This window comes from Acidovorax sp. CCYZU-2555 (genome assembly GCF_018413525.1).
In the GTDB taxonomy this organism is placed as follows: domain Bacteria; phylum Pseudomonadota; class Gammaproteobacteria; order Burkholderiales; family Burkholderiaceae_C; genus Comamonas.
Genome location: NZ_JAHCDD010000064.1, coordinates 1 through 13,069 on the forward strand (window position 1 = coordinate 1; position 13,069 = coordinate 13,069).

The 13,069-nt window shown below is 66.4% G+C and carries 17 protein-coding genes and 1 tRNA gene; all 18 read right to left on the bottom strand.

All coding sequences use genetic code 11. From position 1 onward, the window contains the following. A partial coding sequence (locus tag KHY18_RS19780; protein WP_502769320.1) for an MMPL family transporter occupies nucleotides 1-1,211 on the bottom strand: 1,211 nt, incomplete at its 3' end. Nucleotides 1,212-1,217: 6 nt separating this feature from the next. After that, a complete protein-coding gene (locus KHY18_RS19785; RefSeq protein ID WP_213303850.1) occupies nucleotides 1,218-1,883 on the bottom strand; it encodes an outer membrane lipoprotein carrier protein LolA in 666 nt (221 codons plus the stop codon). After that, nucleotides 1,880-2,320 carry an acyl-CoA thioesterase gene (locus KHY18_RS19790; RefSeq protein ID WP_213303851.1) on the bottom strand — a complete coding sequence of 147 codons (441 nt, stop codon included), beginning with the start codon at nucleotides 2,318-2,320 and terminating at the stop codon, nucleotides 1,880-1,882. The genes KHY18_RS19785 and KHY18_RS19790 overlap by 4 nt, the downstream gene beginning before the upstream one ends. Before the next feature lie 2 nt (nucleotides 2,321-2,322). Then, on the bottom strand, nucleotides 2,323-3,306 hold the full coding sequence (locus KHY18_RS19795) for a lysophospholipid acyltransferase family protein (protein WP_213303852.1): 984 nt from the start codon (nucleotides 3,304-3,306) through the stop codon (nucleotides 2,323-2,325). Continuing rightward, nucleotides 3,303-4,058 (bottom strand): glycosyltransferase family 2 protein, encoded by a 756-nt coding sequence (locus KHY18_RS19800; protein ID WP_213303854.1) that lies wholly within the window; start codon nucleotides 4,056-4,058, stop codon nucleotides 3,303-3,305. Before KHY18_RS19800 ends, KHY18_RS19795 begins: the two co-directional genes overlap by 4 nt. 4 nt (nucleotides 4,059-4,062) lie before the next feature. Then, nucleotides 4,063-5,763, bottom strand: coding sequence for an ApeI family dehydratase (locus KHY18_RS19805; RefSeq protein ID WP_213303857.1), 1,701 nt, complete (start codon nucleotides 5,761-5,763; stop codon nucleotides 4,063-4,065). Nucleotides 5,764-5,771: 8 nt separating this feature from the next. Next, the gene (locus tag KHY18_RS19810; protein ID WP_213303858.1) at nucleotides 5,772-6,329 is read right to left on the bottom strand and encodes a COG4648 family protein; all 558 of its coding nucleotides are present in this window, start codon (nucleotides 6,327-6,329) and stop codon (nucleotides 5,772-5,774) included. Between the two features lie 19 nt (nucleotides 6,330-6,348). After that, nucleotides 6,349-6,609, bottom strand: a complete 261-nt coding sequence (locus KHY18_RS19815; protein ID WP_213303861.1) for an acyl carrier protein — start codon at nucleotides 6,607-6,609, stop codon at nucleotides 6,349-6,351. A 20-nt stretch (nucleotides 6,610-6,629) separates the two neighbouring features. Further along, complete coding sequence (locus KHY18_RS19820; protein ID WP_213303864.1) at nucleotides 6,630-6,890, bottom strand: phosphopantetheine-binding protein; 261 nt, start codon at nucleotides 6,888-6,890, stop codon at nucleotides 6,630-6,632. Next, nucleotides 6,877-7,656 (bottom strand): lysophospholipid acyltransferase family protein, encoded by a 780-nt coding sequence (locus tag KHY18_RS19825; protein ID WP_213303867.1) that lies wholly within the window; start codon nucleotides 7,654-7,656, stop codon nucleotides 6,877-6,879. Before KHY18_RS19825 ends, KHY18_RS19820 begins: the two co-directional genes overlap by 14 nt. Continuing rightward, nucleotides 7,649-8,407 (bottom strand): beta-ketoacyl synthase chain length factor, encoded by a 759-nt coding sequence (locus tag KHY18_RS19830; protein WP_213303870.1) that lies wholly within the window; start codon nucleotides 8,405-8,407, stop codon nucleotides 7,649-7,651. Before KHY18_RS19830 ends, KHY18_RS19825 begins: the two co-directional genes overlap by 8 nt. 184 nt (nucleotides 8,408-8,591) lie before the next feature. Beyond that, nucleotides 8,592-8,666: transfer RNA gene (locus tag KHY18_RS19835), tRNA-Val, on the bottom strand. 47 nt (nucleotides 8,667-8,713) lie between these two features. Continuing rightward, on the bottom strand, nucleotides 8,714-9,424 hold the full coding sequence (gene dnaQ, locus KHY18_RS19840; protein WP_213303873.1) for a DNA polymerase III subunit epsilon: 711 nt from the start codon (nucleotides 9,422-9,424) through the stop codon (nucleotides 8,714-8,716). A gap of 1 nt (nucleotide 9,425) precedes the next feature. Beyond that, nucleotides 9,426-9,764 (bottom strand): ISC system 2Fe-2S type ferredoxin, encoded by a 339-nt coding sequence (gene fdx, locus KHY18_RS19845; RefSeq protein WP_213303876.1) that lies wholly within the window; start codon nucleotides 9,762-9,764, stop codon nucleotides 9,426-9,428. A 19-nt stretch (nucleotides 9,765-9,783) separates the two neighbouring features. After that, nucleotides 9,784-11,652, bottom strand: a complete 1,869-nt coding sequence (gene hscA, locus KHY18_RS19850) for a Fe-S protein assembly chaperone HscA (RefSeq protein ID WP_213303879.1) — start codon at nucleotides 11,650-11,652, stop codon at nucleotides 9,784-9,786. 94 nt (nucleotides 11,653-11,746) lie between these two features. Then, nucleotides 11,747-12,265 carry a Fe-S protein assembly co-chaperone HscB gene (gene hscB, locus KHY18_RS19855; RefSeq protein WP_213303882.1) on the bottom strand — a complete coding sequence of 173 codons (519 nt, stop codon included), beginning with the start codon at nucleotides 12,263-12,265 and terminating at the stop codon, nucleotides 11,747-11,749. A gap of 77 nt (nucleotides 12,266-12,342) precedes the next feature. Beyond that, entirely contained in the window at nucleotides 12,343-12,666 is a 324-nt protein-coding gene (gene iscA, locus KHY18_RS19860) for an iron-sulfur cluster assembly protein IscA (RefSeq protein WP_213303885.1), read from the bottom strand. 1 nt (nucleotide 12,667) lies between these two features. Next, nucleotides 12,668-13,066 carry a Fe-S cluster assembly scaffold IscU gene (gene iscU / locus KHY18_RS19865; protein ID WP_213303888.1) on the bottom strand — a complete coding sequence of 133 codons (399 nt, stop codon included), beginning with the start codon at nucleotides 13,064-13,066 and terminating at the stop codon, nucleotides 12,668-12,670. Between the last annotated feature and the right edge of the window lie 3 nt (nucleotides 13,067-13,069).

Consider the following 13,069-nt stretch of genomic DNA (forward strand, 5'->3'; position numbering starts at 1 on the left):
ACCACGGTCAGCATCGCGGCCAGCAGGCCCACGGCCGAAAACACCGCCATCTGCCGCAGGCCAGGAAACGCCGCCGCGCCCAGCGCAAGGTAGGCGATCATGCTCGTGACCAGCGCCAGCCACAGCGCGGGCAGCAGCGTGCGCATCAGCCGCCGCGGCGGCACATCGGACTGGCTCTGGCGCGCGGCGAAATAGTGAATGCCGTAGTCTTCGGCGACCCCGACCAGGCTCGCGCCGAACACCAGCGTCAGCAGATGCACCTGGCCGAACAGCCAGGCGGTGACCGACAGCGCGACCGCACAGCCCAGCAGCAGCGACAGGCCCACGAGCGCAATCGGCCGCAGCGAACGAAAGGCCAGCCAGGTGAGCAGCAGCACGCCGGCCAGCGATCCCCAGCCTATGGTGTTGATCTCGTTGTGGGCCTGCACGGCCGCGGCTTCGGCATGCAGCGGCACGCCCGCGCGCAACACCTGCAGCTGCGGCCAGCGCGCCTCAATGGCCTGCGTGGCGGCGGCAATCGCCTCGCCATGCTCGGCCTGCCCCGACAGGCGAAATGCCGAGCCCTGCACTTCATAGGCGAGCACCGCCCAATGCCGGCCTTCGGACTGCAGCCACAGCAGGCCGTCGCGCGGGCGCGCCTGGCTTTGCGCCGCGCGCGCGGTCCACCACTGGCTCCACAGGCCCAGCGGGTCGGCGACCCACGACGACAGCCGTGCCTGCGCCGCGGGCTGGTACAGCGTGGCCAGCGCGCGCTGCGCGAGCTGCGGCGTGGCGCTGGCCGCCAGCATCTGGCGCTGCTGCGGCGTCAGCAGACGGTCGCGCCACGGCAGATAGAAGTCCAGCGCCGCCGCGATCGAAGTTTCATCGGCCAGCGGCTGCTCCTGCAGGCCCGCACCGCCGGCCGGCAACTGCGCGCGCAGCAAGGCCGTGGCGGCGCGCACCTGTTCCCAGTCTTCGCCGCCGACGAGCAGCATCACCTGGCGCGAAATGCCGTCGACCAGCTTGCGCGTCGCGAGCCCGACTTCGGGCGCCTGCTCGTCTTCGGGCAGCAGTGCCAGCACGTCCATGTCCACGCGCCCCTGCTGCCAGAAATGCCACTGGTGCCAGCCCACGGCCAGCACGCACAGCAGCCAGGTGATCGCCGCCAGGCGCCACCAGGCACTGGGCTGGTCCTGTGCAGTCGACAGGGAACGGGGCAGGAAATTGCGCATGCGGACTTATTCGAAAAGACGCGCGTCTTCGGCCTGCAGCGCGCGCTCGGCCACGGGGTTCTGCAAAACGATCACGCTGGCGTCGCCTTGCGCTTCCTGCAGGCGCACTTCGCGCACGAAACGGTCGCCCTGCAGATCGATGCGCACCAGCCATTGGGCCAGCATCTTGTCGCGCGGAACCAGCGTCAGCCGCCAGCCCTCCTTGCCCTGCAGGCTGCCCTGAATGTCGAAGTGCTGGGGCAACACCGCCACATCGGCCGCCATCACGGCGAACAGCATGCTGTTGATGGCGCGCAGCGCGGGCTCCTGCTGGGCCTGCAGCTGAAAGTCCACCTGGCCGTCGGCCTGCACCGACTGCAGCTTGTCGGGCGTCACGCGCAGCACCGACGCAAACGGCTGCTGCACCTGCCAGACGATGCCCTTGCCCTGGGCCACGACAAAACGCCCCGACGAGCGCAGCGGATTCTGAAAGCCCTTGATGGTCTTTTCCTGCGTGAACGCGCCGCGCACGACCGGCGACTGCACCAGGCGCTCGCGCACCGCGCGCAGCAGCTGGGTGGAAGCCGTGGCACCGGACGAAGCAGCCGCGGGCGCCGCGGTCGTGCCCGCCGCGTGGGCCGGCAAGGCCCCCAGCAGACAGACGCTCAGCAGACAGGCGACGGCGCGCATCATGCGCTCACCCCGAGCCGGTCATGCAGCACGGGCGGGCACACAAAGCACATTTCGCGCGTGGCGATGTTCACCGCGACCTGGATGGTATGGGCGACGTTGACCTTGTGGCCCGTGGCCGCGTCGCGCATCACATAGTCGATGCGCAAGCGGTTTTCCCACTCGGTGATGGTCGCGCTGACCTTGAGCTTCTGCCCGAAAGTCGCCGAGCGCACATACTTCAGGCGCATGTCGACCACGGGCCAGGCATAGCCCGAGTCGCGCATGCGCGGGTAGTCGTAGTCGTACTGCGCCAGCAGCGCGCTGCGCGCCAGCTCCAGGTACTTGACGTAATGGCCGTGGTAGACCACTTCCATCACGTCGATGTCATAGAACGCCGGCGTGACTTCCACCTCGTGGGTCAGGCGCGCGCGTGCCGCCAATTCATTCTCAGTGGGCATTTTCAGGAGCCGTAAGGCTTGTGGGATACGCAGGCCGCGCCGGGCAAGGGCGCTGCGCCCTGCTCCCAGAACGGAAAGAAGTTGAACCAGTCATAAGGCGCGCGCTGCAACAGTTGCTCGACCTGCTGCACGAAGTCCCGGGCATAGCTCTCGAGCGCCGGCTGGCGATCGGCCCGGGGCAACACCACCTGCTGCGCCAGGACGGTGAAAGTGACCGCATACCCCGCGCCGGCATGGATGCATCCCATGAAATACAGCGGGCACTTGAGCACCGCGGCGATCACATAGGGCCCGCAGGGAAACGCGGCTTCGCGCCCCAGAAAAGGCACGCGAACTGTTCTGCCGTCGTGCAGCGGCACGCGGTCGCCCGCGATGGCGATGAACTCGCCGCGCGCGACCTTGTCGGCCAGCATCATCGCCATGGCCGCGTCGAACTCGCTGACCTGCAGCAGCTGCACGCCGCTGTCGGGCGCCAGGCGCGCCATCAGGCGGTTGAAGCGCTGGGCATGCCGGGTATGCACCAGGATGTTGAGCTTGAGTTCGGGCTGGCGCTGGGCCATGGCCTGGCACAGCTCGATGCAGCCCATGTGGGCGGTCACTACCACCGCGCCCTGGCCGCTGCGCAGGCGCTCGAGCAAGGGCTCGCGCCCCTCGAACACGATGCGCTCGCTGCGGTAGCGGCCGGTCATGGCCAGCGTCTTGTCGAGAATCACCTGGGCGAAGACCATGAAATGCCGCAGGCTCTCGCGCCAGCCCGGCGCCTTGCCCAACGTGCCGTGGCTGGCCTGCAGCCGCTGCAGATACTCGAGCGAAGCCGCACGCGCCACGCGGCGCGTCGCCCAGTAGTAGAAGACCACGGGATAGAGACAGGCAAGAAACGGCCAGCGGCCCAGCCAACGGTGCACCTGATAGAGCAGCCACATGCCGCCCACGAAAGTGCTCTCGCCTATCTGCGCCCAATGCGGGCTCGCGGCCTGCGGCTTCATGCGCTCACAGCCCGGCGCAAGCGGCGCGCCAGCAGCCAGGGGCTGCGCACCAGCATGCCTGCGAACAGGCGCGCATGCATGCCCGAGATCAGCACGTTGTCGCGCCAAAGCTGGAAATGGGAAATGCCGTCCTGCGGATAGACCACCGGCGTGCGCAGCGTGCGCATCGGCACGCCGCGCCAGTGCAGGCGCACCAGCACTTCGGTATCGAACTCCATGCGCCGGCCCAGCCGGGCCTGGTCGAAAAGACGGATGGTCTCGGCCAGCGGATAGACGCGCATGCCGCACATCGAATCCTCGATGTCGAGCGACAAGGTGTTGATCCACACCCAGACATGGGTGAAATAGCGCGCGTACAGCCGGCCTTTGGGCACGCTGGCGTCATAGCGCGGCGCGCCGCAGACCATGGCCAGCGGCTGGGCGCGCGCGGCGTCGACAAAGCGCGCGATCTCGTCGGTGCGGTGCTGGCCGTCGGCGTCGATCTGCACCGCATGCGTATAGCCCTGGCCCAGCGCCGCGCGCAGGCCGGTCATCATCGCCGCGCCCTTGCCCTGGTTGTGCGCCAGATGCATGACTTGCACGCGCTCGCCGTGACGGTGCGCCAGCGCGTCCAACACGGCAGCGCCATCAGCCGATGAGCCGTCGTTGACGACGATGCAGGGGAGTCCCGCGCGCAGCACGCCTTCGACCATCGCGCCTATGGTCGAGGGGTGGTTGTAGAACGGAATCACGGTGACCGCGGAAAATGCCATACGCTCACGCACTCCAGATCAAACGGCCGCTCGCATGCGTGCCTGCGGCCGAACTCAGCACGAACTGCAGCGCAGACTTCTGCGCGCTCCATTGCAGCGCCACCTCCACCACCGCCCCCGGCAGGATAGGCGCCTGAAACTTCAGCACTTCGGCGCGCACGAAGCACGCGGGCATGGCAAACGCCTGGCGCCCGGTCCACTCGACCCAGTGCAACTGGGCCACGCCCGGCACCAGCGGCGCATCGGGAAAATGGCCGTCGAACACCAGCAGATCCGCATCCACCTGCCAGCGCGCGCCGGCCTGCTCGGCATCGCGCTGCAGCCACACCAGGCCCGGCAGCACCGGGCGAAACAGCTGGGCCAGCTGCTGCTGGGTGCTCTTGCCCTGGGCGTTCACGGGCAGGCTTTCGACATAGCGCCAGTGGCGCGGCAAGGCCACGCGCTCCACATGCGCGGCGACCAGCGCGCGCAAGGCGACCTGCATCGCGCGGCGGCCTTGCGACTGCAATTGCCGCCAGCCCGCATCGCTCAATGCGACCACCATGCCTATGCGCTCGGTCGCCACGCCAGCCACGCGCTCGAGCACCACGGCACGCGCCGTCTGCACCCAGTCACTGGCCTGCAGCGCCTGCTCCATGGCCGTCAGCGAAACGCGCTTTTCGGCGATCTTGACGATGCGGTCGGCACGCCCCAGCAAAGTGAAACCCTGGCCGCCCGCATCGACCTGGGCACGGTCCGAGGTTTCCCACCAGGCATGCGCATCGGGCAGATGCGGCGAGCGCACTTCGAGCACGCCTTCGGCGTTGACCCGGCAATCGATGCCCGGCAGCAGATTCCAGCCATCGCCGTGCTCCGCGCGCCGGCGCCAGGCGATGCCGCCGGTCTCCGAACTGCCGAACACTTCGGTGGGCGACTGCGCCAGCAGTTGCCAGGCCTGCTCGGACGCCGCGGCCGGCAAGGGCCCGCCCGACGAAAAGACGGCCTGCAAACTACCGCGTGCCCGCGCCCAGTCCAGGTGCGCGGGCAGGCGCGCAAGAAAGGCCGGGCTAGACACCAGCAGGCCTGCGGGCCGCTCGGCGAGCTGGCCCAGCACTTCTTCGGGATAGGACAGCGCCAACGCCGCCGTGGGCAGGCCCGCGGCCAGCGGCCACAGCAGGCGAAACAGCAGCCCGTAGATATGCTGGTGCGAGACCGTGGCCAGCACGCCAGGCACAGAGCCGGCCGCGAAGCGCTGGCCGAACAAGGCGTGCAGCGACTGCACTTCGGCATCGAGCTGGGCCAGGCATTTGTCTATGCGCGCCGGCGCGCCGCTGGAGCCCGAAGTGAACAGGACCAGATGGGTGTCTCTCAACGACAGCGGCGCCAGCTCCTGCGGCCCGGCTTCAGTCAGCGGCTGCAGCGCGCCGGGCAGCTGGCCCGCGCAGGCGTCAACGCCCGCGAGCAGATGCTCCAGCGACGCCGACTGGGTATCGCCGGGAAGCACCACGGTCTTGCCCGCATGCCAGGCGCCGTAAAGCGCGGCCGCGCACTCCAGTGCGTCGTCGAAGTAAAGCGCCACCACCGGGCCGGGAACGCGGCGAAACGCCGCGCACCAGGCATGGACCCAGGCGACGAATTGCGCGCGCGTCACCGCCTGGGCGCCCCGCCAGCCCACCACCTGCTGCGCCGGCGCCGCGTCCGGCGCGCACAGCTGCGTCAATGCCATGCACACCGTCACGCCGAACCCCGCTCTTGTCGGCGACGCACACGCTGTCGCACACACCATTCCGCTGCCATCAAAGATCCCATCAACACATACGCGATCAGGCCGTTGTACAAGGCCCACTGCTGGTCACTGCCCCAGATGGCGGTGCAGCCGGCCATCGCCCCATTGAAGACAAAAAATGCGCACCAAACGCGCGTGACCTGTCGCGTGTAGCGCACGCCCGACGGCGGCAGATCGGGCTCGCGCAGGCGCGCCAGCCGCTCGACCACGCTGGGCGGGCGCCAAAGGCTGAACGCGAACACGCACAGCAGCACCCCATTGACCAGCACCGGATAAAGCCGCACCGCCAGCGTATCGCTGCGAAACCACGAGGCCGCGCACAGCAGCGCCGCGCCCGCGACCACCACCCACCAGAACCGCTGGCCGGCGACACAGGCCCGGGCCAGCGCCAGCAGCACCAGCATCAGCGCCAGCCACTGGGGCGCGAGATGTCCGATGGACAGATATACCACCAGCGGATAAGCCACCGTCGCCGCGGTCAGCGCGGCCGTGATCCAATTGCGCAATGCCAGCTACCTGCGGGCCTCAGGCCGACGCGCCCTGCATGTGCACCAGCGCATGCAGCGCATCGACCACGTCCTGGATGGAGCGCACCGACTTGAAAGCCTCGGCGTTCAGGCGTTTGCCCGCCAGCGGCTTGAGTTGCACGATCAGATCGACGGCATCGATGCTGTCGATGTCCAGGTCTTCATAAAGCTTGGATTCCGGCGTGATGCGCTGCGTCTCGATGTCGAACGTCTCGTGCAGGATCTGGACAATGCGTTGGTAGATTTCGTCCTTGGTCATTTGCATTTCCTTGTAATTGGTCAGAGCGTGCGGCTGGCCGCGACGAAAGCGGCCAGCGCCTGCACGCTCTTGAAGTGGGCGCGGGTTTCCTGGGAGTCGGCCGACAGGCTCACGCCGTAGCGCTTTTGCAATGCCAGGCCCAGCTCGAGCGCGTCTATCGAGTCCAGTCCCAGGCCCTCGACGAACAGCGGCTGCGCGGCATCGATGTCCCCAGGAAAAATGTCCTCCAGCGCCAGCGCGGAGATGATGAGTTCCTTGATTTCCTGCTCAAGTGGAGACACGGGAAGCTTTCTTGAAAAGTTGAACCGAAAGGTGTTCAGTGACCGCGCGTGCGGCCAGTGCCTCGTTGCCGGCTTGGGAGACAAAGGGCGCGACGGCGATGTCTTCGCGCACTTCGATGGTGAAATGGGGGCGCTGCCGCGGCACCTGCCACCACGGCGTGCCTTTGGTCAGCATGGGCAGCGTGCAGTCGATGTGCACAGGCGTGATGTCGAAGCCGCCGCGCACCGCGACGTTGGCCGCGCCGCGCTGCAGCCGCACCGGGCGGCCGTGCAGCGGCGTGCGCGTTCCTTCAGGAAAGATGACCAGGTTGTTGCCCGATTGCAGCGAGCGCATGCAATCGTCGACCAGGCCCGCGCCGGCGCTGTTGGCGATGAAGCCCGCGGCCAGGATGGGCCCGCGCGTGAAGACATTGCGCAGCAGCGCATCCTTGACGATGCAGTCCGTGTGCCGGGTCAGCGAAATCAGAAACACCACATCGATCAGCGATGGATGATTGGCCAGCACCAGCAGACCGCGGCGCTGCAGGCGCTCGAGGCCGCGCACTTCATAGGTCAGCACCCGCACGCCCGCCATCAGGCCGACGAAAGCGCGAAAGCTGTGGTGAATCAGGCTTTGCGACAAGTGCACGCGCCGCGCGGGCGCGCGCACGCAAAGCATCATCAGCGGATACACCACGCAGCGAATCACCAGCCCGCCCAGGCCGAAGACCGCAAAGCAAAAGCCCGTGGCCACTACGCGCCAGGCCCGGCCCAGGGCGTCAAACATGCGCATGCCGCCACCGCCCATCGCGACTGCAGCCGCCCTGCCCCGGGGCCAGTGCCCAATGCAATACGTCCAGACCATGCGGCAATCGACCTGCGGCAGGCGCACCAGGCGCCGGAGCCGCCGATACCGTAAGCTGCTGCAGCGCCATCACGCGCTGCGCGCCGTCGGCGGCTGCCGGCCCCAGCAGCCAGGCCCAGGCATAAGCGCACGCGGCTTCGTCCTGGAACTGCGCATAGTCTTCGGGCAGCGGCGCGTCATAGCAGACCAGCAGCACCCGCGGCGCCCCTTCGGCCAGCAGGCCCAGGCACTCGATCAGGCCGGCCTCGACCGTCGCCTGCGCGGCGGCAACGCACAGGGCATTGCCTGTCATGCGGCGCGCAATGGAGTGCTGAGCACCGATCGCGTTGTGCACCGAAAGCGCAAACGATGTGGGTGACAAGGGATCGGCCTGGGCCTGTTCGCGCAGCAGATCCAGCGAACGCTGGGCATCGCCATAGCGCGAGGCCCAGACCACGGGCAGGTCGCGTTCCTCATCGGACAACGGAGCCAATGCCTGGTCGGCGACCGACACCGCCATCTTGCCCAGCAGGGCCAGGCGGCGGCGCGACATCGCGGGAAAATCCGGCAAGGCCGCGTCGATCTCCAGACCCTGGGGCAAAAAAGGCGCACTCGCCCATTCAAGCCAATGCTCTGGGGAGGAAAGACCGGCCGCGACGGCGGACCAGCGAAGAATGGCAAAAGTTTGGCGCACGAACGGAACTATTACGAAGTCAAACGACCCAAGGCACGATGTGCGCACGAACTCCCGATTTTACCATTGGAAACATTTTCATTCGCGCAATGATGTGCGCAGCAGGTGCGCGAATACCACGCCAATTTGCAGCCTTACAAAAGCAAAAACCCTCTTGAGCCAAAACTCAAGAGGGTTTTCAAATTGGTGGGCGATACATGGATCGAACATGTGACCCCTGCCGTGTGAAGGCAGTGCTCTACCGCTGAGCTAATCGCCCGAATCGCTACTAGCGACCAGACCTAAATTATCGCACAGCTTTTGAGGCTAGCCGGCGACATTGCGCCAAATAGTTTTGGCGCCGCTCGATTTATCGATCTGCACCAGCACCGCTTCATGCGCCGCGCATTCCTGTTCGCTGGCCTGGATCACGGGCAAGGTGATGCTGCGCAGATCGAGCGCCACAATGGGCAGGCCCGACGCATCTTCCTGCGGCTCGTCGCTGATCAGCAGCGCATCCTGACCGCGCGTCAGGTTGATGTAGACATCGGCGAGCAATTCCGCATCCAGCAGCGCGCCATGCAGCGTGCGCCCGGAGTTGTCGACGCCCAGGCGATCGCACAGCGAATCGAGCGAATTGCGCTTGCCCGGATAGCGCTCCTTGGCCATGGCCAGGGTGTCGATGACCCCTTCGACCCAGCTCTTGAGCGGCGGCTTGCCCGTGCGCTGCAGTTCCTTGTTGAGGAAGCCTACGTCGAACGGCGCGTTGTGGATGATGATCTCGGCGCCCTGCAGATAGGCGAGGATCTGGTCGACCTGCTGGTCGAAGCGCGGCTTGTCCTTGAGGAACTCGGTCGTGATGCCGTGCACCCGCAACGCGTCTTCGTGGCTGTCACGGCCCGCGTTGAAATACATGTGCAGGTTGTTGCCGGTGAGCTTGCGGTTGAGCAGCTCCACGCAACCGAGCTCGATGATACGGTCGCCGTTTTCGGCAGACAGACCCGTGGTTTCGGTATCAAGGACAATCTGGCGCGACATCTCAGTGGTTTTCCTTGGCGTGGTTGATCGAGTACTTGGGAATTTCCACTGTAACGTCTTCCTGCGCCAGGATGGCCTGGCAGCTCAGGCGCGACAGCGGCTCCAGGCCCCAGGCTTTGTCCAGCAGGTCTTCTTCCTCTTCCTCGGCTTCATTGAGCGAGTTGAAGCCTTGGCGCACGATCACGTGGCAGGTCGTGCAGGCGCAGACCATGTCGCAGGCATGCTCGATCTTGATGTTGTTGTCGAGCAGGGCTTCGCAGATCGACGTGCCGGCTGGCACCTGCAGTTCGGCGCCCTGGGGACAGTATTCGGCGTGGGGCAATATTTTGATGACAGGCATGGGTTCTCTTCTATCGGAATCAGGAAATGCTGTGTACGTTCTTGCCCGCCAGGGCCTGGACGATGCCGCGGTTCATGCGCTGGGCCGCAAAGGCTTCCGTGCCCTTGGCCAGGGCCTGGGTCGCGGCTTCGACCACGGCAGGGTCGCTTGACGCCTGCTGCGTGCGCAGCGCGGCCATCAGGGCATCGACCGTCGCGCGCTCGGGCGCCGTCAGCAGATCGCCGTCGGCGTCCAGCGCGCTTTGCGTGGCGATCAGCATGCGGTCGGCGTCGACCCGTGCCTCGACCAGCGCGCGCGCCTGCATGTCTTGCGCCGCCGTGGCAAAGCCGTCCTGCAGCATGCGCGCGATCTGATCGTCAGACAGGCCATACGAGGGCTTGACGTCGATATGCGCCTCGACGCCGCTGATCTGCTCCTTCGCGCCCACCGACAGCAGGCCGTCGGCATCGACCGTGAAGGTCACGCGGATGCGCGCCGCGCCGGCCGCCATGGGAGGAATGCCGCGCAGCTCGAAGCGCGCAAGGCTGCGGCAGTCGGCCACCAGATCGCGCTCGCCCTGCACCACGTGGATGGCAAGCGCCGTCTGGCCGTCGACATAGGTCGTGAAGTCCTGGGCGCGCGCCGTGGGAATGGTCTCGTTGCGCGCGACGATGCGCTCGACCAGGCCGCCCATGGTCTCCACACCCAGCGACAGCGGAATCACATCGAGCAGCAGCAGATCGTCAGCCGAGCTGTTGCCCGCGAGCTGGTTGGCCTGGATGGCCGCGCCCAGCGCCACGACTTCGTCGGGGTTCAGATTGGTCAGCGGCGTCTGGCCGAAGAATTCGCCCACCGCGCCCTGCACCTGGGGCATGCGCGTGGAGCCCCCGACCATGACCACGCCCTGGACTTCGTCCTTGGCGAGATCGGCATCGCGCAGCGCGCGGCGCACCGCGGCCAGCGAGCGCGCCGTGAGGGGCTGCGTCGCCGCATAGAACTCGGCGCGCGTGACTTCGCGTTCCACCGCACCGCTGGACAGCGCGGCACGGAAGGTGGCGCTCTCGGCGTCCGTGAGCGCTTCCTTGCAGCGGCGCGCGGCCAGGCGCACGGCGGCCTTGTCTTCGGCGGTCGTCGCCTGCGCGCCGCTTTGCTCCAGCACCCACTGCGCCAGCGCCGCGTCGTAGTCGTCGCCGCCGAGCGCCGAATCGCCGCCCGTGGAGATCACTTCGAACACGCCTTGCGTGAGGCGCAGGATGGAGATGTCGAAGGTTCCGCCGCCCAGGTCATAGACCGCGTAGACGCCTTCGCTGGCGTTGTCCAGACCGTAGGCGATGGCCGCCGCGGTCGGCTCGTTGATCAGGCGCAGCAGGTTGATGCCGGCCAGCTGGGCCGCATCCTTGGTCGCCTGGCGCTGGGCGTCGTCGAAATACGCGGGCACGGTGATGACCGCGCCATAGAGCTCGTCGTCGAAGCTGTCTTCGGCGCGAAAACGCAGCGTGGCGAGAATTTCGGCGCTGATTTCCACGGGCGTCTTGACGCCGGCACGCGTCTGCAGCGAGACCATGCCGCCCTGGCCTTCCTGCTGCACGAAAACGTAAGGCAGGTTGTTTGCATCGGCCACGTCATTGAGGCCACGGCCCATGAAACGCTTGACCGAGACAATGGTGTTTTGCGGATCGGTGGTCTGGGCCGCGATGGCGGCGTCACCGATCAGGCGCTTGCCTTGCTCGGCATAGCTCACGATGGACGGCAGCAGCACGCGGCCCTGGTCGTCGGGCAGGCATTCGGCCACGCCGTTGCGCACCGAGGCCACCAGGGAATGGGTAGTGCCCAGGTCGATGCCTACGGCGATGCGCCGCTGGTGCGGATCGGGGGACTGACCGGGTTCGGAAATCTGCAAAAGCGCCATGGGAACTCTCGAAAAATGGGGTGCAGGCGGCTGCCCTCGCAGATCGCGCCTTCCAGAAAAACAGGGGGTGCTTCAGAGCCGCCCGCAGAGATGTCTATTGTTGCAGTTGCTCTCGCCGCGCCTCGATGTCGCGCGCAAAACGTGCAACAAACATAAGGGCTCTCACCTGCTGGGCCGCGGCCGCGGGATCCTGGGCTTCGTCGAGCAGCCGCGCGCATTCGGCGAGCATGCTGCGGCGCGCTTCGGACACCTCGTCGTCGAGCTGATCGACATCGGCTTCGGTGCTTGCTTCTTCGAGCGCTTCGCGCCATTCCATCTGCTGCATCAGGAACGCGGTCGGCATCGCCGTGTTGTCCTCGGCGCGCAAGGGCGCACCGCGCAGCTCGCAAAGATAGGCCGCGCGCTTGAGCGGGTCCTTGAGGCGTTGATAGGCTTCGTTGATTCGCACCGACCACTGCATGGCCACGCGCTGGGCCGCCGCACCCTGGGCCGCGAAGCGGTCGGGATGGGCTTCGCGCTGCAGCTCTTTCCAGCGGCTGTCAATGTACGTACGGTCCTGCGCGAACTGCGCGGGCACGGCAAACAGCTCGAAGTCGTCGGATTGAAGGTTCATATCAAGAAAAAACCGCCAGCACGCAAAGTGGTGGCGGTTGTTGGGTGCGGTAAAAAAATCGCCGACGCCATGCGTCGTCAGACGCGAAAGCTCTCTCCACAACCGCAGCGATCGCGCTCGTTCGGATTGTTGAACTTGAAGCCTTCGTTCAGGCCTTCGCGCACGAAGTCCAGTTCGGTGCCATCGATGTAAGCCAGGCTCTTGGGATCGATGATGATCTTCACGCCATGGTTCTCGAACACCATGTCTTCGGGTGCTTGATCGTCGACATACTCGAGCTTGTAGGCCAGGCCCGAGCAGCCCGTGGTCTTCACACCCAGACGCACGCCCAAGCCCTTGCCCCGTCGGGACAAGTAGCGGTTCACATGCCGGGCCGCCGCATCAGTGAGCGTGATGGCCATGTCAGGCGGCCACCACCGCTGCGTGCTTGGCACGGTAGTCGTTGACTGCTGCCTTGATGGCGTCTTCAGCCAGGATGGAGCAATGCACCTTGACGGGCGGCAGCGCCAGTTCTTCGGCGATTTCGCTGTTCTTCAGCGCAGCGGCCTGGTCCAGCGTCTTGCCCTTGACCCATTCGGTGACCAGCGACGACGAAGCGATCGCCGAGCCGCAGCCGTAGGTCTTGAAGCGTGCGTCTTCGATCACACCGGTTTCCGGGTTGACCTTGATCTGCAGCTTCATCACGTCGCCGCATGCGGGAGCGCCGACCATGCCCGTGCCAACGGAGCCGTCACTCTTGTCGAACGAACCCACATTGCGGGGGTTTTCGTAGTGGTCTACCACTTTTTCGGAATAAGCCATGAT